Origin of the sequence: Streptomyces sp. NPDC127119 (assembly GCF_042677425.1) — a bacterium.
In the GTDB taxonomy this organism is placed as follows: Bacteria; Actinomycetota; Actinomycetes; order Streptomycetales; family Streptomycetaceae; genus Streptomyces.
This window is the reverse complement of record NZ_JBHXTO010000157.1, coordinates 1-21470: the sequence shown is the minus strand read 5'-3', so window position 1 is coordinate 21470 and position 21470 is coordinate 1. Positions and strand designations below refer to the sequence as shown.

At 71.1% G+C, this 21470-nt stretch carries 21 protein-coding genes; 18 read left to right on the top strand and 3 right to left on the bottom strand.

Annotated features, from left to right (window positions below):
- The 9 genes from ACFVH5_RS38175 to ACFVH5_RS38135 form a co-directional block, all read left to right on the top strand.
- On the top strand, positions 1–190 hold a 190-nt coding region (locus ACFVH5_RS38175), incomplete at its 5' end, for a hypothetical protein (protein ID WP_385838289.1).
- A 170-nt stretch (positions 191–360) separates the two neighbouring features.
- On the top strand, positions 361–549 hold the full coding sequence (locus tag ACFVH5_RS38170; RefSeq protein ID WP_385838288.1) for a ferredoxin: 189 nt from the start codon (positions 361–363) through the stop codon (positions 547–549).
- Positions 550–552: 3 nt separating this feature from the next.
- Positions 553–1800: an NAD(P)/FAD-dependent oxidoreductase gene (locus tag ACFVH5_RS38165; protein WP_385838287.1), complete on the top strand. Its 1248-nt coding sequence runs from the start codon at positions 553–555 to the stop codon at positions 1798–1800.
- A complete protein-coding gene (locus tag ACFVH5_RS38160) occupies positions 1797–2603 on the top strand; it encodes an acetoacetate decarboxylase family protein (RefSeq protein ID WP_385838286.1) in 807 nt (268 codons plus the stop codon). Before ACFVH5_RS38165 ends, ACFVH5_RS38160 begins: the two co-directional genes overlap by 4 nt.
- A gap of 74 nt (positions 2604–2677) precedes the next feature.
- Complete coding sequence (locus ACFVH5_RS38155) at positions 2678–4195, top strand: aldehyde dehydrogenase (protein WP_385838284.1); 1518 nt, start codon at positions 2678–2680, stop codon at positions 4193–4195.
- A 17-nt stretch (positions 4196–4212) separates the two neighbouring features.
- Positions 4213–5175 (top strand): 3,4-dihydroxyphenylacetate 2,3-dioxygenase, encoded by a 963-nt coding sequence (locus ACFVH5_RS38150; RefSeq protein ID WP_385838291.1) that lies wholly within the window; start codon positions 4213–4215, stop codon positions 5173–5175.
- A gap of 34 nt (positions 5176–5209) precedes the next feature.
- Positions 5210–6055 (top strand): fumarylacetoacetate hydrolase family protein, encoded by an 846-nt coding sequence (locus tag ACFVH5_RS38145; protein WP_385838283.1) that lies wholly within the window; start codon positions 5210–5212, stop codon positions 6053–6055.
- 9 nt (positions 6056–6064) lie between these two features.
- The gene (locus ACFVH5_RS38140; protein WP_385838282.1) at positions 6065–7576 is read left to right on the top strand and encodes an aldehyde dehydrogenase; all 1512 of its coding nucleotides are present in this window, start codon (positions 6065–6067) and stop codon (positions 7574–7576) included.
- The gene (locus ACFVH5_RS38135; RefSeq protein WP_385838281.1) at positions 7573–8343 is read left to right on the top strand and encodes a gamma-glutamyl-gamma-aminobutyrate hydrolase family protein; all 771 of its coding nucleotides are present in this window, start codon (positions 7573–7575) and stop codon (positions 8341–8343) included. The genes ACFVH5_RS38140 and ACFVH5_RS38135 overlap by 4 nt, the downstream gene beginning before the upstream one ends.
- A 31-nt stretch (positions 8344–8374) precedes the next feature.
- On the opposite strand, the gene ACFVH5_RS38130 is transcribed toward ACFVH5_RS38135, so the two are convergent.
- From ACFVH5_RS38130 to ACFVH5_RS38120, 3 genes are all read right to left on the bottom strand, one after another.
- Positions 8375–8947 (bottom strand): MarR family winged helix-turn-helix transcriptional regulator, encoded by a 573-nt coding sequence (locus ACFVH5_RS38130; RefSeq protein WP_385838280.1) that lies wholly within the window; start codon positions 8945–8947, stop codon positions 8375–8377.
- 105 nt (positions 8948–9052) lie between these two features.
- Positions 9053–10327: a cytochrome P450 gene (locus tag ACFVH5_RS38125; RefSeq protein ID WP_385838278.1), complete on the bottom strand. Its 1275-nt coding sequence runs from the start codon at positions 10325–10327 to the stop codon at positions 9053–9055.
- A gap of 57 nt (positions 10328–10384) precedes the next feature.
- Positions 10385–11740 (bottom strand): glutamine synthetase family protein, encoded by a 1356-nt coding sequence (locus tag ACFVH5_RS38120; protein ID WP_385838277.1) that lies wholly within the window; start codon positions 11738–11740, stop codon positions 10385–10387.
- 443 nt (positions 11741–12183) lie between these two features.
- On the opposite strand from ACFVH5_RS38120, the gene ACFVH5_RS38115 reads away from it, so the two are divergent.
- The 9 genes from ACFVH5_RS38115 to ACFVH5_RS38075 all read left to right on the top strand — a co-directional run bounded on the left by ACFVH5_RS38115 (position 12184) and on the right by ACFVH5_RS38075 (position 21266).
- Positions 12184–13710, top strand: coding sequence for an APC family permease (locus ACFVH5_RS38115; protein WP_385838290.1), 1527 nt, complete (start codon positions 12184–12186; stop codon positions 13708–13710).
- Between the two features lie 46 nt (positions 13711–13756).
- Positions 13757–14494: a gamma-glutamyl-gamma-aminobutyrate hydrolase family protein gene (locus tag ACFVH5_RS38110; RefSeq protein ID WP_385838276.1), complete on the top strand. Its 738-nt coding sequence runs from the start codon at positions 13757–13759 to the stop codon at positions 14492–14494.
- Positions 14495–14639: 145 nt separating this feature from the next.
- Positions 14640–15260, top strand: a complete 621-nt coding sequence (locus ACFVH5_RS38105) for a cysteine hydrolase family protein (protein WP_385838275.1) — start codon at positions 14640–14642, stop codon at positions 15258–15260.
- 518 nt (positions 15261–15778) lie between these two features.
- Complete coding sequence (locus ACFVH5_RS38100) at positions 15779–17254, top strand: pyridoxal phosphate-dependent decarboxylase family protein (protein WP_385838273.1); 1476 nt, start codon at positions 15779–15781, stop codon at positions 17252–17254.
- Entirely contained in the window at positions 17251–18807 is a 1557-nt protein-coding gene (locus tag ACFVH5_RS38095; protein ID WP_385838272.1) for a hypothetical protein, read from the top strand. The genes ACFVH5_RS38100 and ACFVH5_RS38095 overlap by 4 nt, the downstream gene beginning before the upstream one ends.
- Positions 18808–18881: 74 nt before the next feature.
- Positions 18882–19313 carry a hypothetical protein gene (locus ACFVH5_RS38090; protein WP_385838271.1) on the top strand — a complete coding sequence of 144 codons (432 nt, stop codon included), beginning with the start codon at positions 18882–18884 and terminating at the stop codon, positions 19311–19313.
- 58 nt (positions 19314–19371) lie between these two features.
- Positions 19372–20268: a hypothetical protein gene (locus ACFVH5_RS38085; RefSeq protein WP_385838270.1), complete on the top strand. Its 897-nt coding sequence runs from the start codon at positions 19372–19374 to the stop codon at positions 20266–20268.
- Complete coding sequence (locus ACFVH5_RS38080) at positions 20269–20694, top strand: hypothetical protein (RefSeq protein WP_210882812.1); 426 nt, start codon at positions 20269–20271, stop codon at positions 20692–20694.
- A 14-nt stretch (positions 20695–20708) separates the two neighbouring features.
- Positions 20709–21266 (top strand): hypothetical protein, encoded by a 558-nt coding sequence (locus ACFVH5_RS38075; protein WP_385838268.1) that lies wholly within the window; start codon positions 20709–20711, stop codon positions 21264–21266.
- The last annotated feature ends 204 nt before the right edge of the window (positions 21267–21470 follow it).

The window sequence follows — 21470 nt, the reverse complement described above, 5'->3', positions numbered from 1 at the left end:
CTTTAGGGGCGCGGGGAACTGCGCGGCCAGCCACGGACACCCGTCACCCGTCCACGCGCCCCAGCCCCCACCCCCTCAGGGGCGCGAGGAACCGCGCCGCCAGCCACAGGTGACCGGCAGCTGGCAGCGCGCCTCAGCCCCACCACCCCAGGGGCGCGGGGAACTGCGCAGTCGGTTCCTGTCGGTGTGAGCCGGCTCCCGACCCCTTGACCCCGACCCCGTTGCTTTCTATTTTGTTTGGGGTCAAATGAAATGGGGGGAGGGGGCGGTCCCGAGCCGCTCCACCGGCCGGGCCCGCCCTCAGGGTCCGAGTCCCCGTCCGTTCCCCTCCGACGTGACACGTCATCTGGAGGACCGGCCATGAAGGTCGTCGTCGACATGAACAAATGCCAGGACCACGGCCAATGCGTGTTCGCCGCTCCCGACGTCTTCCGCTTCGACGACGACGGACATCTGGTCCACGCCCCCGACGCCGACGACACCCGCCGCGAGGAGGTCGAGGAGGCCGCCGACGTCTGCCCGCTGCAGGCCATCCGGATCGGGGACTGACGCGTGAACGCAGCCACACCCGCACCCGCCCCCGTCGTCGTGGCCGGCGCCTCCATGGCCGGGCTCCGCGCCGCGGAGCAACTGCGCGCCGCCGGCTGGCGCGGCCCGGTCGTCCTCGTCGGGGACGAACCCCACATGCCCTACAACAGGCCTCCGCTGTCCAAGGAGGCGCTGGCGGGCGACGCCTCCTTCGGCTCGCTCACCTTCCTGCCGCGGGCCAGCGTCGCGGACGTACGGTGGCGCCTGGGCACCCGGGTCGTCGCGGCGGACCTCGACCGGCGGACGGTCACGCTCGACGACGGTGAGACGTTGTCGTACGGGGGGCTGGTGGCGGCCACCGGGATGCGTTCCCGGCGGCTGCCCTGCCCCGGCCCCCGCCACGGCCGGCACACCGTGCGGACCGTGGCCGACGCCCGCGGCCTGCGCGCGGCGCTGGCCCGGCCGGGCGGGCGCGTGGTCGTCATCGGTGCCGGATTCATCGGCTGCGAGGTGGCCGCGACCGCGCTCGCCCTCGGCGCCGCCGAGGTCACGGCCGTCGACCCGCTGCCGCTGCCCATGGTCGGGCCGCTCGGTGAGCTGCTCGCGAAGGCGCTGCTCGACCGGCACGAGCGGCGGGGTGTCCGGTTCGCCCTCGGCACCCAGGTGACCGGGTTCGAGGGCGACGACCGGGTCACCGGGGTGGTTCTCGCCGACGGCACCGTCATCGCCGCCGACGTCGTGGTGGAGTCGGTGGGCTCCGTCGCCAACACCGAGTGGCTCGACGGCAACGGTCTCGACCTCACCGACGGCGTCCTGACGGACGAGCACCTGCGGGTCGGCGGACGCCCGGACGTGGTCGCCGTCGGTGACATCGCGCGCTTCCCCAACGCCCGTTACGACGAGGTCGCGCGCCGCGTCGAGCACTGGTCCATCCCCACGGACACCGCCAAACACGCCGCCAAGGTACTGACCGCCCATCTCACCGGCACCGGCGTCACGGTCGAGCCGTTCGCGCCCCTGCCGACCTTCTGGAGCGATCAGCACGACTTCCGGCTGCAGTCCTTCGGCGCCCCCGCCCTGGGCCGGGACGACGTGCGCGTCCTGGAGGGCGACCCCGGGGGCGACTTCCTGGCCGGGTTCCACCGGGGCGGCCGTCTCGTCGGTGTCGTCTCCCTCGGCGGCCGGTCCGCCTCGGCCGCCGCCGCCCGCCACCGCGCCGAACTCCTCGCCCAGCCGGCCCTCGGCGCCGGATCGTCAGGAGGGCCCACGTGACCGGTCTGCGCGGCTACTTCCACCCGAAGACGGCGACGGGTGCCGCGTCGCTCATCCCCGCGCCGCCGTGGCGCTACTCCGGTGATCTGCTGACCGTCGAATACCGCACCGACCCCGACCGCGTACGGGAGTTGCTGCCCGAGCCGCTGGAACCCGCCGCGGAGGACCCCGGCGCCGTCGCGCTGATCTGGGCCGACTGGCAGTCCTGTGGCGACTCGGGGCGGGAACTGCTCGATCCGGTGCGGGCCCAGTACAAGGAGGCGTTCACCGTCGTGCGGTGTGCGTACCGGGGGCGGACGTACACGCGCTGTGTCTTCATCTGGGTCGACAAGGACTTCGCCCTCGCCCGCGGACTGCACCAGGGGTATCCCAAGAAGCTCGGTTCCCTGCACCAGACCCGTCCGCATCCGTACGGGCCCGCCCCGCGCATCGAGGCCGGGGCCAGGTTCGGAGCCACCCTCGCCGCCGCCGACCGGCGCCTCGCCCAGGCCGTCGTCACCCTGCGCGAGCCGTCCGGGAGCAACGGGTTCGTCAACGCCCACCCCATGCTCCACCACCGCTGGCTGCCCTCCGTGGAGAAGGGCAAGGGGCTGGCGCTCGACGAGCTGATCGAGTCCGGGGCCGCGTCCTTCGAGGGAGGCCAGTCCTGGACGGGAGACGCCGAGTTGGAGCTGTTCGAGGCGCCCACCGAGGAGCTGGCCCGGCTGGAGGTCCGGGAGCCGATCGCCGCGTACTACCGGCAGGTCGGTGTGGTCTGGGACGGGGGCCGGCTCCTGGAGTCGGGCACCTCGGGCGCCGAATGAGCCCCGCCGCGGTCCCGCCGTGACGCGCGGCGCCCCGACAGCCGGAGCCCCATGACACGAGGGAGCCCCACGACATGAGTGAACACCTCACCACCGTCGCCGGAGTCGCCGTCGACACCCGGCACTTCATCGGCGGCGAACGGATCGCCTCCGCCGAGACCTTCACCGACGTCTCACCCATCGACGGCGCCCCCCTCGGCGAGATCGCCCGCGGTACGGGCACGGAGGCCGCCGCGGCCGTGGCCGCGGCCAGGGCCGCCTTCCCGGGCTGGGCCGCCACCCCGCCCGCCGAACGCGCCCGCCTCCTCGGAGCCGTCGCCGACGGGGTGGAGAAACGGCTCGAAGAACTCGCCGTCGTCGAGACCCACGACAACGGCGCCCTCCTGCGCTCCCACCGCCGCGGTGTCATGCCGCGCGTGGCGCACAACTTCCGTTTCTTCGCCGACCGGTTGCTGGATCTGGGGCACGAGGACTTCGAGACCCGCGGCCACACCCAGCACGTCAGCTGGGACCCCGCGGGGCCGTGCGTACTGATCACCCCGTGGAACGCCCCCCTGCTGCTCGCCACCTGGAAGGCCGCCCCGGCCCTCGCCGCCGGCGCCACGGTGATCCTGAAACCCTCCGAATGGTCCCCGCTGACCGCCTCCCTCCTCGCCGACATCACCACCGCGGCCGGCCTGCCACCCGGGGTCCTGAACGTCGTACAGGGGTACGGTCCCGAGGTCGGTGCCGCCCTCGTCGCGCACCCGGACGTACGCCGCGTCAGCTTCACCGGGTCCGTACCGACGGCGCGGCGCATCGCCGCGTCGGCCGCCGCGAACCTCACCCCGCTCAGCCTGGAACTCGGCGGAAAATCACCGCTGTTGGTCTTCGCCGACGCGGATCTGGACCTGGCCGTCGACCTCGCGGTGGAGCAGTACGACAACGCGGGGCAGGTCTGTCTCGCGGCCACCCGCATCCTGGTCGAGGAGCCGGTGGCCGGGGAGTTCGGCCGCCGCCTCGCCGAGCGGGCGGCCCGGCTGCGCCAGGGCGACCCGCGGGACGCGGCCACCGACCTCGGCCCCCTCATCCACCCCCGCCAGCTGGAGAGGGTCGACGGGTTCGTGCGGCGGGCGCTGGAGGCGGGGGCCCGCGCGGTCGTCGGCGCTCACCCCGGCGACGGCCATCCGAGCGGCGGTCACCCCGGCGGCGGTCGCGGTGCCGCGCGGGAGGGCGGCCTGTACTACCCGCCCACCCTCCTCACCGACGTCGCCCAGGACTCCGAGATCGTCCAGGAGGAGGTCTTCGGGCCCGTCCTGACCCTCCAGACCTTCACCACCGAGGACGAGGCCGTACACCTCGCCAACGACACCCGCTTCGGTCTCGCGGCCACCGTCGCCACCGGCGACCACGCGCGGGCGCGGCGCGTCACCGCACAGCTCGTGGCGGGCACGGTCTGGGTCAACTGCTTCTACGTCCGGGACCTCCGGGCCCCCTTCGGCGGCTCCCGTCACTCGGGGATCGGCCGCGAGGGCGGCGACTGGAGCTTCGACTTCTACTGCGATCTGAAGACCACCGTCACCGCACCGAACGGATGGACCGACCATGGATGAGAACGGACGGCTGGACCATGGGTGAGATCGTCGGGGCGGGTCTGCTCTCCCACGTCCCCACCATCGTGCTGCCGGAGGCCGACCGGCTGGAGCTCAACGAGGGCAAGGAGAGCACCCTCGTCACCGGGCTGCAACAGCTCCGCGACGACGTCTTCGCGTCCGACGGCTACGACACCGTCGTCGTCCTCGACTCCCACTGGGCCACCACCGTCGAGTTCGTCGTCACCGCCCAGCCGCGCCGCGCCGGCCTGTACACCTCCGAGGAACTGCCGCGCGGGATGTGCCGGATGCCGTACGACTTCCCCGGCGACCCCGAACTCGCCCACCGCACAGCCTCGTTCGCCGACCGGCACGGCACCTGGATCACCCCGATCGACGACCCGTACCTGCCCGTCTACTACGCCACGACCAACCTGTGGAAGTACCTCGGCGAGGGGCTGCCCGACAAGCGGTGGGTCACCATCGGCGTCTGCCAGACCGGGGACATGGACGACCATCTGCGCCTCGGCCGCGCACTGGCCGACGGCATCGCCGCCACGCCCGGCCGCCGGGTCCTCCTGATCGCCTCCGGCGCCCTGTCGCACACCTTCTGGCCGCTGCGGCAACTGCGCGACCACGAGGCGGGCGACCCGGACCACATCTTCACCCCCGAGGCACGGGCGGCCGACCAGGAGCGCATCGCCTGGTTCACGGAGGGCCGCCACGACCAGGTCCTCGACCGCATGGACGACTTCTGGCCCCACAGGCCCGAGGCGAAGTTCTTCCACTACCTGATGATGGCCGGGGCCCTCGGCGAGCGGGCGTGCACGGCGAAGGCCCGGCAGTACGGCACGTACGAGAACGCCATCGGCACCGGCCAGGTGCACCTGTGGTTCGACCGCCCGGCGGACGGCTGGACGGGCACGGGCCCGCCGCCCCCGCCGGCCGCCGCCCGCACACCCCACAGCCGTGTCCGCCCGTCCGGCCCGCCGACCGGATGACCGCCTGACCGGACGATCCCAGGAGGCTTCCGCCATGCCCGAGTACCGCCGTGTCCTCCTCGACGGCGCCGTCGTGGAGACCGTCCGCGACGGCGACGAGCTGGTCGCCGGGGACGGACGCCGCGTCAAGGCCGAGGACGCGACCCATCTGCCGCCGGTCGTCCCGTCCAAGGTCATCGCGGTCCACCTCAACCACCGCAGCCGGGTGGAGGAGTTCGGGGTCGCCCTGCCCGCCGCCCCCACCTACTTCCACAAACCGACCTCGGCGCTCACCTCCCACCGGGGCGCGGTCGTCCGGCCCGAGGGCTGCAAGTGGCTCAACTACGAGGGCGAGGTCGCCATCGTCATCGGCAGGACCGCCCGCAACATCTCCCGCGCCGAGGCGGGGCGGTACATCGCCGGGTACACCGTCGCCAACGACTACGGCCTGCACGACTTCCGCGACACCGACGCGGGCTCCATGCTCCGCGTCAAGGGCTCCGACACCCTCTGCCCACTCGGCCCCGGCCTGGTCACCGACTGGGACTTCCACGGCAAACGCCTGCGGACCCACGTCAACGGGGCGGTCGTCCAGGACGGTTCCACCGACGAGATGACGTGGGACATGCACTATCTCGTCGCCGACATCGCCCGCACCATCACCCTGTACGCCGGAGACGTGCTGCTGTCCGGCACCCCGGCCCACTCCCGGCCCGTCCGGCCCGGTGATGTCGTCGAGGTCGAGGTGGAGGGCCTCGGCCGGCTCAGCAACCACATCGTCTCCGGCCCCACCGCCGTCCGCACGGACCTCGGCGCCCAGCCGAGCGAGTCCGAGGAAGTGCTGTCCACCGCGCTCGGCGGCGACTGGGAGTTCCGCGGCATCAGGCCACCCCAACGCTGAGAGGACCGTATGACCGCCGTCAGCCCTGCCGTCACGCAGGTCACGTACGAGGAATGGCTGGGCCGCGCCAAGGCCCTCGAACCGGTCGGTACGCATCTCATCGACGGCGTCGACGAACCCGGTGGCGGCGGCACCTTCGCGGCGGTCTCCCCCCGCGACGGCCAGGTGCTGGCCGAGGTCGCCGACGGGGGACAGGCCGAGATCGACGCGGCCGTCACCGCCGCGCGCCGCGCCTTCGACCACGGCCCCTGGCCCCGCCTGGCCCCCGCCGAACGCGGCCGGATCCTGATCCGCCTCGCCGATCTGCTGGAGGAACGCCGGGCGGAACTGGCCCTCACCGTCAGCCTGGAGATGGGCAAGCCCGTCACCGAGGCCCACGACATCGAACTCCGGGCCGTCGTCGAGACGTTCCGCTGGTACGGCCAGCTCGCGGGCAAACTCGCCGACGAGATCCCGCACACCGCCCCGGACACCCTCGCGCTCGTCACCCGGGAGCCCGCCGGTGTCGTCGGCGCGGTCGTCCCGTGGAACTTCCCGCTGACCCTGGCCGGCTGGAAGATCGCCCCGGCGCTGGCCGCCGGGTGCACGGTCGTCCTCAAGCCCTCCGAACACGCACCGCTGTCCGCCGCCCTGCTGGGACGCGCCGCACTGCTCGCGGGACTGCCGCCGGGTGTCCTCAACGTCGTCAACGGCGAAGGGCCGGTGGCCGGGCGGGCCCTCGGCCTGCACCCCGATGTCGATGTCCTGGCCTTCACCGGGTCCACGGCCGTCGGCCGCCACTTCCTGCACTACGCGGCGGACTCCAACCTCAAGCGCGTCTGGCTCGAACTGGGCGGCAAGTCGCCCAACATCGTCCTGCCCGACGCCCCCGACCTGGCGGCGGCCGCGGCCACGGCCGCCTGGGGCGTCTTCTTCAACCAGGGCGAGATGTGCACCGCCCCCTCGCGGCTGCTGGTGCACGCCTCCGTCGCCGAGCAGGTCACCGACGCCGTCGTGGCGCACGCCCGCGCGCTGCGGGTGGGCGACCCGCTCGACCCGGCCACCGAGATGGGCGCGCTGGCCGGTGAGGGCCATCTCGACCGCGTACTCGGGCATGTCCGTGCGGCCGTCGACAGCGGGGCCCGGCTGCGAACGGGCGGCGCACGCGCCCTGACGGGGTCAAGGGGTGCCTATCTGGAACCGACCGTCCTCGATCGCGTCGCACCGGACAGCCCGGCCGCCCGCGAGGAGATCTTCGGACCCGTGCTGTCCGTCCTCGCCTTCGAGGATCTCGACGAGGCGGTCGCCCTCGCCAACGCCACCGAGTACGGGCTCGCGGCCGGGCTGTGGACCTCCGACCTGTCCACCGCCCACCGGGTCGCCCGTGCCCTCAAGGCCGGCACGGTGTGGGTCAACTGCTACGAGGAGGGCGACCTGACCGTGCCCTTCGGCGGCGTGAAGCAGTCCGGCAACGGGCGCGACAAGTCCGTACACGCCCTGGAGAAGTACACCGAACTGAAGACCACCTGGATCCAGTTGTGAGCGCCCGCCCGCTGATAGCGGTCCCGGCCCGCTTCTCCGCGACCTCCTCGGCCCTGGACCGGCCGGCGGAGGCCAACGCCCGCGCGCTGATCGAGGCGGTCTGGCGGGCCGGCGGCGAGCCGGGCGGCATCCATCCGCACGCGCCCGGCGGCACGGCCGACCCCGACGAGGTGCAAGGCCGGCTCGCCCGCTTCGACGGCCTCCTGCTGCCCGGCGGCGGCGACCTGGCCCCGTACCGCTACGGGGCGAAGGGGACGCACCGGGCCGTGTACGACGTGGACGACGAACAGGACGGCTTCGACCTGGAACTCGCCCGGCAGGCCCTCGCGCGCCGCCTTCCGCTGCTGGCGGTCTGCCGCGGGCTGCAGGTCGTCAACACGGCCCTCGGCGGCACACTGCACCAGGACAACCAGGGCGGTCAGTACGGGCAGGACGGGCAGGGCGGCGGGGATGCCGGTGGTCCCGGGCACGGGCACCGGCATGTGCGGCATCCCGTCTTCCTCGCGCCCTGGTCCGTCGTGGCCCGTGTCACCGGGACCGACAAGGCCGAGGCGTCCTGCTACCACCATCAGCATGTGGACCGGCTGGGGGAGGGGCTCAAGGCCACCGCCCACGCCGTCGACGGAACCGTGGAGGCGGTCGAACTCGTGAACGGCGACGACCGGTTCATGGCCGTGCAGTGGCATCCGGAGGACACCGCGCGCACGGACCCGGCCCAGCAGCGGCTCTTCGACGCGCTGGTGCGGGCGGCACGCCGGACCGCTTGAGCGGAGGGCGCAAAGGGGGGGCGGGAGGGTTTCAGTTACGGGCGCGGCGGCCGCTGCGACGGGGGGTGGCCGCCGCGCCGTTCAGCAGTTCCCGGCGCCGCTCCTCGCCGCTCTCCTCGACCTGGAGCACCACGCTCCGCAGCCCGTCGGCGAGCGTGCGGCACTCGGCGTCGCTCAGCCGCGAGGTGACGAAGGCCTCCTCCTCGTTGAAGGCGGGGAACACCTCCCGCATGAAGTTCTCGCCGTCCTCGGTGAGGCCCAGCAGGACGAGCCGCCCGTCGGTGGGATGGTCGGCGCGGCGCAGCAGACCGCGTGACTCCAGGGTGCGGGCCACACCGGTCAGGGTGCCCTTGGAGATTCCGGCCTCCTCGGCGACGCGCCGGGTCTCGGACTCGCCCCACACCCACACCACCCAGAGCACGACGAAGCCGGTCCAGGTCAGGTCCGAGCGCCGCAGTACGGAGTTCTCCAGATGCTGGCGCACGGCGGACGCGGCCCGGTAGATGTTGGCGACCGCCGCCATCTGGTCGCGCCGGACGGGAATGCCGCCGAGTTTCTCCGCCGCGAGTCTCTCCGCCGCGCTGATGGACCGCTGGCTGGGCACGGGCGCTCCCTCGCATCGTCACCGGACCGTCGTCACTGCCGACTCACGGCCGTATGGCATCGAATCCTACGTGGCCGGTTCTGGGGCCTGTGGGCTTGCGGCGCCTCACTTGAGCGTGACCGTCACGGGCAGTTCCTTGATGCCGTTGACGAAGTTGGAACGCACCCGGCGGACCGGACCGCCGAGCCGGACGTCCGCGAGCCGCGGGATCAGTTCCTCGAACATGACGCGGATCTCGGTACGGGCGAGCAGGTTGCCCAGACACAGGTGCGGGCTCGTCTTCCCGAAGGTGACATGGTCGTTGGGGGTGCGCGTCACGTCGAAGGCGTAGGGGTCGGGGAACACCGCCTCGTCGCGGTTGCCGGAGGCGTACCACATGACCACCTTGTCGCCCCGCCCGATGCGGGTGCCGCTCAGCTCGGTGTCACGGGTCGCCGTACGCCGGAAGTGGTAGACGGGGGAGGCCCAGCGCAGGAACTCCTCGACGGCCACGGGGATCAGGCCGGGGTCGCGGCGCAGGAGGTCCAGCTGGTCGGGGTGCTGGGTCAGGGCCAGCATGGTGTGGCTGATGGCGTGGCGGGTCGTCTCGTTGCCCGCGACGACCAGGAGCAGGAAGTAGTTGTCGAAGTCCTGTTCCGTCAGGGGCACACCGTCGCGCGGAGTCCCGTTCACGAGCCGCGAGACCAGGTCGTCGCCGGTGCCGCCCCGCCGCTCCCGGGCCAGTTCACGTCCGTACGCGAAGACCTCGGTGGCGGCGGGGGAGCGGAACGGCAGATCCCGGTAGCGCTCGCTCTCCGGGCTGCCGAGCAGGACGTCCGCGTAGTCCGGGTCGGTGTTGCCGATGATGCGGTTGCCCCAGTCGATGAGCCGGCGGTTGTCCTCGGGCGGCACGTCCAGGAGGCGGGCCAGGACGTTGATCGGGAAGTCGGCCGCGACATGGGTGACGAAGTCGAACGTGCCCAGCGGCAGCGCCGCGTCCAGGGTGCGGGCGGTCAGACCGCGCAGGAAGTCGGTGTACCGGCTGATGACGGTGTGCCCGAACTGCCGTTGCAGCAGCCCGCGCAGCGCGCGGTGCCGGGTGCCGTCGAGTTCCAGGAGCGAGGCGCGCTTGGCGATCTGGTCGTCGTCGACCTCTTCGAGATTGACGAACTTCGTCGAGGTGAAGGTGTCCGGGTCCCGGTCGACGGCGACGATGTCCCGGTGCCGGGTGAGCGCCCAGAAGCCCGAGTTGGGCGCGGCCTCGGGCTGCCAGTGGACCGGGTCGCGGTGCCGCAGCGTGTGGAACATGCGCCAGGGCCGCAGCTCGTCGGTGAACTGGTCGAGGTCGGTGAGGTCGACGTCGTCCAGGGGCAGGGGGTCGACCGGCACGGATGCCGCCATCTGGTTCTCCTCGGAGGTGTGCCTTACGAGCGGTGGGGGGTGGGGGACGGGGACGGTTCACAGATGGTCGGCGTACTCGTCCAGCTCCCAGTCGGTGACGTGCTGGTGGAAGCGGCCGACCTCGTCGCGCTTGTAGGTGAGGTACGCGGAGACGAACTCCTTGCCGAGGAGCTGGGTGAGCCCGGTGTCCGCCTCCAGCGCGTCGAGCGCGGCGGGCAGACTCGCGGGCAGCAGCGGCGCCGAGGCGCTGTCGTAGCCGTACCCCTTGAGCGGGGCGGTCGGCTCGCGGCCGTCCCGCACCCCGAGCAGGACGGCCGCGCTCGCGGCGGCCACCAGCAGATACGGGTTGGCGGCGGCGTCCCCGAGCCGCAGTTCGAGCCGAGCCCCCGCCCCGCGCTCGGGCGGTACGCGGACCATGGCACTGCGGTTGTCCAGGCCCCAGTCGATCAGCCACGGGGCGAGGGTGTCGGGGCCGAAGCGCTTGTACGAGTTGACCGTGGGGTTCAGCAGCGCGGCGAGCGCCGGGGCGTGCGCGAGGAGCCCTGCCACGGCGTGCAGGGCGGTGGCCGAGAGCCCGTACGGGCCCGCCGGATCGTCGAAGGTGTTGCCGCCCTCGCCGTCCACGCACGACAGATGGACATGGAAGCCGGAGCCGCCCGCGTCGTTGAACGGCTTCGCCATGAAGGTGGCGGTCCGCCCCTCCGCGCGGGCGAGTTCCTTGACGGCCGACTTGAGCCGGAAGGCCCGGTCGGCGGCGTCCAGCGCCTGCGAGTGACCGAGGTTGATCTCGAACTGCGCACCGTCGAACTCGTGGTTGCCGGTCGTCACGCCGATGCCCAGGTCGCGCAGTGAACGCAGGGTGCGCAACAGGTGGTTGTCCGGGTCGGCGCGCAGGCCCGCCGTGTACACGGTGCCGGCGGCCGTGCTGTAGCGGCGCCTGCCGCCGGGCGCGCCCGGGTCCGACTCGCAGAGGAAGTACTCCAGTTCGGGGCCGGCCACCGGGTTCAGCCCGTGCTCCGCGCACCGGGCGAGCACGGTGCGCAGCAGGTCGCGGGGGGACTCGGGGGTGGGTGCGCCGGTGCGGGCGTCGGTGACGTCACCCAGGCAGGAGGCGACCCCCGGTTCCCAGGGCAGCGGGGCCAGTGTGCTGAGGTCGGGCCGGACCAGCATGTCGGGCAGCCCCGCCTCCAGGCCGCCGGTCACCGGGACCACCTCGCCGCGCGGGGTGGTGTGGTAGACCGCCCGGCAGAAGGCGAGCCCGTGTGCGCAGGCCGTGGGCAGATGGTCGAGCAGCACGTCGCGGGCCCGGTCCGTGCCGAGCAGGTCGGGGTAGACCACCCGGACCACGTCGATGCCCGCCTCGGCGAGCCGTTCGGTGTGTTCCCTGGTCAAAGAGGGGTCGTGTGCGCTCACCGCTGCCTCCTCGGGCAGATGGGAACGGGGCCGTCACCCGGCCCGGGCGTCACTGCCGCCCACCGTTTGTTTGATGTCAAACGGTACGACGACCGTAAGGACGCCTGTCGCCCTCCCGCAAGGGTGCGGCTCAACTCGGTGTCCGGTGGCGGGGATTGACCGGCCCGGAGGGCGCGCTTATGTTGTTTGGTGCCAAACGAAATCTGGCGCGAACCCGGGCGCCCCACCCGCGCCCTCTCCTCCGCCCCTTCCTCGCGCTGAGGCCCTGCACCTCGGGAGGACCGTCCCATGAAGGCCGTTGCCGACAGGATCAGGTGCGACCACGACCACGACCACGACCGAAACCGAAACCGTGACCGTGAACACGATCGCGAACGCGCTTACGGGCCTCACGTGTCGTGACCGACGGAGATCCCGGCCGACGCCAGGTCGGCAGCACCACCGTGACCGCCGCGGACCGCCGGCTCAAGCGGGACGCCCTCGGAGTCCTCGGCATCCTCTTCCTCGTCCTGTCGGCGCAGGCCCCGCTGACCGGCATCGCCGGCGCGGTCCCCCTGTCCGTCGCGCTCGGCAACGGCTCCGGCGTCCCCGCCGCGTACGTCGCCGCGGGCGCGATCGTCCTGCTGTTCTCGGTGGGGTTCGTCGCGATGAGCCGGCACGTCGTCGACCCCGGCGCGTTCTACACGTACATCGGCAAGGGCCTCGGCCGGACCGCCGGTACGGGTGCCGCCGCCGTCGCCCTCTTCGCGTACTGCACCATCCAGGCCGCGATGTACGGCCTCTACGGAGCGACGGTCGCCCACCTGCTGGACGTGCACGCGGGCATCGACGCGCCGTGGTGGGTGTGGGCCCTGCTCACCATGGGGCTGGTGCAGTTCCTCGGGGTGGCGGGCATCGACACCGGCGCCCGGGTGCTGGCCGTCTTCGTGGTCGCCGAGACGAGCATCCTGCTGGTGTTCGCCCTGGTCACGCTGGTACACGGGGGAGGCCCCGAAGGGCTCGGCCTCGCGGCGGCCTTCTCGCCGAAGACCGCGCTCGACGGCGCTCCGGGGGTGGCCCTGATGTTCGCCGTGGCGTCCATGTTCGGCTTTGAGGCCACCGCCGTCTACGGCGAGGAGGCCCGCGCGCCGGAGCGGACCGTGCCGCGCGCCACGTATCTCTCCATCACGCTGATCACCGCGTTCTTCGCGCTCACCTCCTGGATGGTGATCTCCGCCCACGGGGCCTCGCGCGCCACCGACGACGCCGGCCGGGCCCTGGAGAACGGGGATTCCTCGGCGTTCGTCTTCCAGCCGGTGACCGACCGGCTCGGCGACTGGGCCGGTGACGTGCTGCCCGTCCTGCTCGCCACCTCGCTCTTCGCGGGGATCCTGGCCTTCCACAACTCGGCCAACCGCTATCTGTTCTCGCTGGGCCGTGAACGCCGTCTCCCGCACGCCCTGTGCGCCCTGAACCGGCGCGGCGCGCCCTGGGCGGCCGGAGTGGTCCAGACGGCGATCGCGGTGCTGCTGGTCGTGCCGTTCGCGCTGACCGGCCGGGATCCGGTCGTGACGCTGTTCTCCTGGTTCAGCGGTGTCGCCGTCCTGGCGATCATGCTGCTGTACTTCCTGACGTCCGTGTCCGTGGTCGTCTTCTTCCGCCGGACCCGGCTGGACCGGCGGCTCTGGAACACCACCGTCGCGCCCGCCCTGGGCGCCCTGGGCATCGCCGGGGCCATCTGGCTCGTCCTGACCAACCTGACGACCCTCATCGGCGGCGACCGGACCACCGCCACCTGGCTGGCGCTGACGGTCCCCGCCGTCTGGCTGCTGGGTGCCGCCGCGTACCTGGCCCGACCGGCGGGTCCGCGCTCCCCGGCCGCCCGGACCTCCCCGCTCTCCCGGACCTCACAAGCCTCCCGGACCCCAGAGGCCTCTCCGCCCTCCCGGCCCTCCCCGACCTCGGAGACGACCGACATGGATCCGCCGTGACCTGAACCGCCGTACGCCGAACCGCCTCCCCCCAGAGGAATGCCCCGTGACCCGTCCCCGTCCCGTACGTCCCCTCATCGCCATTCCCGCCCGTTTCTCCGTCTCGACCTCGGCCCTGCGGTACTCCGCCGAGATCGTCGCCCGTGCCCTGGTCGAAGCCGTCTGGCGGGCGGGCGGCGAGCCCGTCACCCTGCATCCCCACGCACCGGACGGCAGCTGCGACCCCGCGCTCGTCGCCGAGCGTCTGACCCGCTTCGACGGCGTTCTCCTGCCGGGGGGCGACGAACTGCCGCCCGGCAGGTACGGGAACACGCCGACGCACGGCAGCACGCACGACGCCGACGCCGAACAGGACGGCTTCGATCTGGCGGTGGCCCACCACGTCCTGCGCACCGAGCTGCCCCTGCTGGCGATCTGCCGGGGGCTCCAGGCCGTCAACGTGGCGCTCGGAGGCACGCTTCAGGTGCAGTTGGCGGGCTGGCGGCGCCGGCACCACAACCTCGTGCACCAGGTGGCCGTTCAGCCCGCCACCCTGCTCGAACTGAGCATGGGGGCCCAGGTGGTGACGGCGTCCTGTTTTCACCGCACCCATGTCGACCGGGTGGGCGCGGGGCTCAAGGTCACCGCGCGGGCCGACGACGGCACCCGTGAGGCGCTGGAACTTCCGCACCGGCGCGCCTGGTTCGCCGGTGTGCAGTGGCATCCCGAGCACACCGCCCGGCACGACCCCGCCCAACAGGCCCTGTTCGAGGCGTTCGTCCGGGCCACGGGGGCGGACCGGTGAGGCCCGCCCGCGGCGGCCGGTGCGCCCGGCACCCCGGACACCCCCGACAGCCCGGGTGCCCCGGACACTCCGAGCGGCCCGGACACCCCGCAGCCTTCACCCGCAATCCCGTCACCCGCAGTCCCGCTGGAGGGAAGACCCCGTCATGAAACGTGCCCTCGTCGTCATCGACGTCCAGAACGAGTACGTCACGGGCGGTCTGCCGATCGGCTACCCGGACCCGTCCCTGAGCCTGGCGAACATCGCCGCGGCCGTCGACACCGCCGCCCAGGAGGGTGTCCCGGTCGTGCTCGTCCAGCACGCCGCTCCCGCCGGTTCTCCCCTCTTCGCGCGGGGCACGCACGGCTTCGCCCTGCACGACGTGGTGGCCTCCCGGCCGCACGACCATCTCGTGGAGAAGACACTGCCGTCGTCGTTCATCGGCACCGACCTCGACGACTGGCTGCGCCGGGCGGGCGTCGACACGCTCACCCTCGTCGGCTACATGACGCAGACCTGCGACGAGTCGACCGCCCGGCACGCCGTCCAGCTCGGCTACCAGGTCGAGGTGCTCTCCGACGCGACCGGTGCGCTGGCGCTGACCAACAGGGCGGGCAGTCTGTCCGCCGCCGAGATACACCACGCGGTGCTGGTGGTCATGCAGTCGTTCTTCGCCTACACGGCGAGCACCGCGGAGTGGATCGGCGCCGTCCGCGCCAAGGCACCGCTCGGCCGGCCGGACTTCGCGGCGGCGACCGACGCGGGCCGCACGGAGAACGGCGGCTGATCCGCCGTCCGCCAGGGCCCCGGCGCGCTCGTCGGGGCCCTTCCCATGGGTGAAACCGCATGTGAGCAGGATTTTTCGAATTAGTGTGCGAAATATAATATTTTTTGGCCTGAAGTATGCCTTGAAAGAAACGTTTAACCTGTCGCGTGGCGCCGCCGGCGCCTGCGATGGGGGATCCTTGCGGTTGGCGTGAAACCGTTCTTTTCGGGGGTGCCGTCCGAGGGGGCGGCGCGCCGGTCGCCTGCGGTATTCAGCGTCGTGCGCACCGGAACGCTCTATTCATCACGGTCCGGATGCGGCGCGCGGTATCTGTCACTCCGGTTTGTTATTCGGCACGCACGTGACCGCCGTTCCGGTGGCCCGCCAGGAGGGCTGGTCGATTCCGGACAGTCGTAGAGGAATTGTATATTCACGCGCCACGGCGCTCTACGATGGGTCCGCTCTGCCGCTCGCTACCCGTTCAACTTCCGATGCGCTTCCATCATCAAGTAGCCATGGAATGTACGAGGGAGGCCCGCGTGACAGATTTACCTCAGAGCGGACCATTGATCGACGCATTTGATGTACAACTGTTTCGGGACAGCACCGAATCCGTACTGGCCAAGCTGGAAAAGCATCTGGCCGACCTGTCGATCCGGGGCCTGGAACTCACCGACCCCTCGCAATTGACCCGGACGGCCCGGGCGCTGATGACCACCGAGCACGAGAAACCCGCCGCGTTCGACGAGTCCAAGCTCTCGGCGATCGTCGACCTGTACATCAGGACCGGTATCCAGGTCCATTCGCCCGGTTACATGGGCCGGCAGTTCTCGGGCGTGGTCCCGCTCTCCGGAGTCATCGACTTCGTCAGCTCCGTCGTCAACCAGCCCTCGTCCTTCTACGAGGCGGGACAGCTGCCCAACGTCGTCGAGCGCATCATGGCCGACGAGCTGAACAGATTCATCGGCTACCGGCCCGGCACCTTCGACATGGTGACCACCTCCGGAGGGTCGCTGGCCAATCTGACCGCCCTGCTCACCGCCCGGAACAGGGCTTTTCCCGGAGTCTGGGCCCGCGGCGGCTCGGAACTGGACGGCCCGGCCAGGCCCGCCGTCGCGGTCGGCGCCGACGTCCACTACAGCGTCGCCCGGGCCGCCGGCATCCTCGGCATCGGCGAGGACCGTATCGTCCGCCTTCCGCTCGACGCCGCGCGGCGCATCGACGTCTCCCGGGTCGGGCCCGCCCTCGACGCGGCGGAACGGCAGGGGCTGAACGTCTTCTGCCTGGTGGCGTCGGCGGGCACGACGTCGGTGGGTGCCTTCGACCCGCTCGGCGAACTGGCCGCCATCACGCGCGAACGCGGTCTGTGGCTGCACGTCGACGGCGCCCACGGCGCGAGCCTGCTGGTCTCCGACGAACTGCGCCACAAACTGCGCGGCATCGACCAGGCCGACTCGCTGGCCTGGGACGCGCACAAGATGATGTTCGTGCCGGCCCCGTGCACCCTGCTCTTCTACCGGAACCGGGAGCACAGCAGGGAAGCCTTCCGGCAGACCGCCAGTTACGTGTTCGACGCGCAGCCGGGCGTCCATACGGCACTCGACAGCGGCGACAAGAACTTCGAATGCACGAAGCGCCCCATGATGATGACCCTCTGGGTGCTGTGGGCCATGTACGGCAGGGCACTCTTCGCCGAGAAAATCGAGTACCTGTGCCGATTGACGAGGGATGCCCACGCCATCCTCGAAAAACAGGACGACTTCGAGACCCTGCACTGCCCCGAGGCCAACATCATGTGTTTCCGATACCGGCCAGAATGGCTCGCGGACGACGAAGTGGCCCCATTCCAGGTGGACATCAGGAACCAGATCAAGCAGGACGGACAGTTCTTCATCTCCAAGGTCGACGTGGACGGAGTGGCCGCCCTCAGGGTGGTCATGATGAACCACCAGATCACCACCGAGCATTTCCAGATGCTCCTCGGTGAGATAAGGAAAGCGGGGCGGAAGAAGTGACGGACACCCGGGTGGCCACCACGGCCCCCACCGACCTCGACGGCTTGGTCAACTGGCTCATCCCGGACTGGGAACTGACCCCGCCGACACCCGAGGCAGTGACCCTGCTGCCGTCGTTCGCGAGCAAGATGCGGGAATGCGAACGGGTCTGCCAGCGGCCCTACAGCGAGATCTCCCACAAGATCCAGGACGCCCTGGTGCTGCGCAGGCTCCAGCAGATGATCCACACCGTCCGGCTGAATCCCGTCTGGCGCGAACGCCTGGAGAACGCCGGGATCATCCGGCCCCCCGACGACTACGAGGCGTGGCAGCACATACCGCTGTCCGACAAGGAGACCCAGCGCGACCTCTACATGGGCTCCCGCGAAGGCATGGTCGTCCCGCACGACCGGGGCGGCTTCGAGGTCGTCGCCAGCGGCGGAACCAGCAGCGGCAGCCCCCTGGAGACCGTGTACTCGCTGAGAGAACTGAGCGACACCTACGCGGTGGCCGGTCACTTCCTCGGCACCTATCTGCTCAGCGGCCACCTCGCGGGCGAGGACCCCAAGTGGCTCCTCACCACACTGGCCGACTACCAGATGTGGAGCAGCGGCACGATGGTCGGCGGAGTGCTGCAGAGCGTGCCGGGCGTCAACTACATCGGCGCCGGCCCCGTCACCGCACCCGTCCTGGAGCACGTCTTCTCCTACCGGGGCCCCAAGGCCCTGATGGGCATCTCGGCGGGCATCGCGATCCTCGCCGAACTCGGCGCGGGCATGAGCCAGAAGGCGAAGGAAAGCTTCCGCGTCGCGCTCTACGGCAGCGGTGTCCTCCCGCAGCGCAACCGCGACGCACTCAAGGCGCTGTACCCGAACCTGGCGATACTCAGCTATTTCGCGGCCACCCAGGCGGAGACCATCGGGCTGCAACTGGCCGAGTCGAGCCCCGTCCTCACCGCGGTCCCGGGCCTGCACCTCATCGAGATCGTCGACGAGAACGGCCGCTGGGTCCCCGAGGGGGAGGAGGGCGAACTCGTCGTCACCCGGCTGCACGCCCACGAGGCTCCCCTGCTGCGGCTGAAACTGGGCGACCGTATGATCCGCAGGCCGCGGCTCGACGGCCCCGGACCGGGACCGAAGGCCCAGCAGTTCGAGTTCGCCGGGCGCACCGGGGACATCCTGCACCTGAACGACAGCCAGTACTCGGCGGTGCGCGCCTACGACGCGCTCCGCGACGAACTGCGGACGGCCGGCGTGGTGGACCTGGACCAGGCCGCGCACGAGATCCAGTTCGTCAACCGGCGCGAGGAACGGGTCATCACCCTGTACGCCGCCGTGGACGACGTGCTCACCCCGGCGTACCGCGTCGATTCCCTGCTCGGTCCCGCCGGACTCCAGCGGGTGCTCGTCAACGCCCTGCCGCGGTCCCTGTCCCTGTTCAACGACGGTGAGGCCAACCCCACCTCGGTCGCGAAGACGGGCTACCGCCTGGAGGTCCGGTTCGTGCCGCGGCACTCGCCGGAGATCGAGCGCACCTCGGTCGGCAAGGTGCCGCTGGTCCGCGACCGGGCCTGAGCCACCGACCCGAACAGACGGAGCGAACACCCTCACCCCGTGCGTAACCCCCGATCACAACGCAGGAGGAACGAGTGGCCTACAAACCGCAGATCAACATCATCGCCGTGGTCGACGTCATCGGCGCCCTCTCCGGAGGCACGCTGCACAACGGCAACCTCAGCCTGGTCGACAACGCCGGCGAGGAGAGCACCGGGCAGGGAACGGCCCATCTGCGCACCGCCGTCCAGCCGGGCCAGGTCGTCCAGTGGTCCGCCCTGGCCGTCGACCTCCAGACGCCCGTCGAGATCCGGAGCATCACGTTCCTCGGTGAGGACGGGGTGGCGACACCCGTGCCCCGCACCTCGGCCGACGACGGCGACAAGCTCGACCTGGCGCACTGGGCCGGCGTGGTCCCCCCGTCCCTGCCGTCCGGGACCCCCTTCAAGTACCGCCTCGAACTCCAGATGTACGAGGGCCGGTACAGCGTGCTGCACGTCGACTCGCCCGCGTTAATAGGCGTTTGAGCCGAGGGGCACAGGGTCCGGACGACCAGGAGACATCCCACAACGACGAGGTGGAAGCATGGCTCAACAGCTGGCGATCATCGTGCTCGTGGACATCGGCAACGCCCTGGAGGCCAACAGTCTGCGGGACAACGTCTATCTGTTCGACAACATGAAGCTGCACGGATCCGAGGGACAGGGCACCGGCGGCCTGGTGACCGCCATTCACGGCGCCTACTGGCGCGACGGCTCGCAGGCCACGGAGCAGGTCCTCAACTGGCTGCCGTACAGCCTGGGTTCCCTGCCGCCGACCGTGCCGCGCGGCTACGAGAGCGAGCGGGCGCTGCAGAGCGACGCCCAGGCGCTGGAGGAGCTGGACGCCCTCACGGCCAAACCCGACGTCTCCGATCCCGCGGCCGATCTGAACGAGATACGCAAGACGGTCGGCACCCGGGTGAAGACCACCCGGCGCACCAAGGGCCGGCTCTCCGGCCAGAAGGTCATCGACCTCACCGGTGAGATCGTCACCGACACCTCCGCGGGGACCTACAGCTACCCCGCCCCGGTGATCACGGACATCTACGGCCAGGCCGTCGACGAGAAGATCATGTACCCGGCGGAGTACGGCTCTCCCGACCTGGTCACCGACGGCTGGTACTGGTCCGCCACGGTCGACTCCTCCCGGCCCGGCACCTACTCGTACTCGATGCGCATCCAGCTCCACCGGCTGGTGCAGCGCGGCAGCGAGGCGCTCTGGGAACCGGTGAACATGACCTGCGAGTCGGCGCTGCGGGTGACCTCCGAGCCCAAGTACAACGGCTTCACCGGCTCGGGCATGGGCCTGCTGCCCATCGGGTCGACCGGGGCGTCCGGGTCGTCCCCCCAGGGGGCGGAGTACTTCCAGCCGGGCTCGCAGCAGTCCGGTTCGCAGCAGTCCGGTTCACAGGAGCCCGGCCTCGTAGGGGAGGAGCGGTAGATGACCAGCGAGACCGACAACGGCGGCGCCAGGCGCCCGATCGCGATCACCGCCGTCGTGGACTGCGTGGGGGCCCTCGCCACCGGCACCGTGCACGGCAACCTCTACTTCTACGACACCAACAAGGCCGGCGGGTCCCTGGGATTCGGCACCGAGCAGCTGCGCACCCGGGTCCGCAGCGGCGACCAGATCCTGTGGTCCGTCCTCGCCCTGGAGTGCGAGGCGTACACGGCGATCGACGGCATCGACATCGACCACGAGCTGTGCGAGCCGGAGCGCAGGGTCTACCCCGGCACGGATGTCGCGTACTGGATCGGGACCGTGAAGAAGGACGTCCCGGGCGACACCTATTACCAGGTCCGGTTCCGGCTCGGCTCGCGGGACGAGCCGATCGTCACCACGCTGTCCCCGAGTCTCGTCGGCTGATTCCAGGAGGAGCGATGAGTACGAGCACCGTCGGCGAAGTCGTCGAACAGAAGCAGAACCCGGGCCAGTTGAACTCGGTCCAGCTCAACATCGTCACCCTGATCGACATGGAGCGGGCGACCGAGACCGGTTCGCTCAGCGAGTCGATGTTCATGATGGACAACAGCATCGGTGGCGACGGGCAGGGCACGAACCACCTCCAGACGTTCTGCAAGCAGGGGCAGGTCCTGAACTGGATCGTGCGGCCCATCGACATGGACAAGCGGATCGACAACACCTGGCCGCCCATGCCGAAGATCAACAGCATCGTCTTTCTCGACACGGAGTCCGGGGACGAGGAGGACGTGGCGGAGCGCAAGATCTTCACGGAGCTGAAGATCTACGGGGCGCCGGACCGGATGCGCGACAAGTTCACGCCGGTCTACTACTACTGGGCCGGTACGGTCCTGAGCACTGCCCGGCCGGGGCTGTACCGGTACCGGCTGGTGCTTGAGCTGGAGCAGCACGGCACGCGGGAGAAGCTGTACCTCAACACGGAGGAACACCCGTCGATCCGGGTCCTGGGAGTCTGACCCCCCCGGCCCCCGTCGGCCCGCTCGGACCGTAACCCGAGTGCGGGCCGCCGGGGGCGAACCCAACCGATTGCGCAGTTCCCCGCGCCCCTTAAAAGCGGAGCCCGCGGGCCGGCAGTCGTGTGCGGGCCGGTGGGGGTTGCTCGCGCAGTTCCCCGCGCCCCTAGGTACCTAGGGGCGCGGGGAACTGCGCAATCCTTTGGG

Coding starts and splice junctions, on each gene's coding strand:
- ACFVH5_RS38140 (WP_385838282.1), top strand. CDS start 6,065: ATGACCGCCGTCAGCCCTGCCGTCACGCAGGTCACGTACGAGGAATGG.
- ACFVH5_RS38170 (WP_385838288.1), top strand. CDS start 361: ATGAAGGTCGTCGTCGACATGAACAAATGCCAGGACCACGGCCAATGC.
- ACFVH5_RS38125 (WP_385838278.1), bottom strand. CDS start 10,327: ATGGCGGCATCCGTGCCGGTCGACCCCCTGCCCCTGGACGACGTCGAC.
- ACFVH5_RS38150 (WP_385838291.1), top strand. CDS start 4,213: ATGGGTGAGATCGTCGGGGCGGGTCTGCTCTCCCACGTCCCCACCATC.
- ACFVH5_RS38075 (WP_385838268.1), top strand. CDS start 20,709: ATGAGTACGAGCACCGTCGGCGAAGTCGTCGAACAGAAGCAGAACCCG.
- ACFVH5_RS38155 (WP_385838284.1), top strand. CDS start 2,678: ATGAGTGAACACCTCACCACCGTCGCCGGAGTCGCCGTCGACACCCGG.
- ACFVH5_RS38145 (WP_385838283.1), top strand. CDS start 5,210: ATGCCCGAGTACCGCCGTGTCCTCCTCGACGGCGCCGTCGTGGAGACC.
- ACFVH5_RS38105 (WP_385838275.1), top strand. CDS start 14,640: ATGAAACGTGCCCTCGTCGTCATCGACGTCCAGAACGAGTACGTCACG.
- ACFVH5_RS38080 (WP_210882812.1), top strand. CDS start 20,269: ATGACCAGCGAGACCGACAACGGCGGCGCCAGGCGCCCGATCGCGATC.
- ACFVH5_RS38085 (WP_385838270.1), top strand. CDS start 19,372: ATGGCTCAACAGCTGGCGATCATCGTGCTCGTGGACATCGGCAACGCC.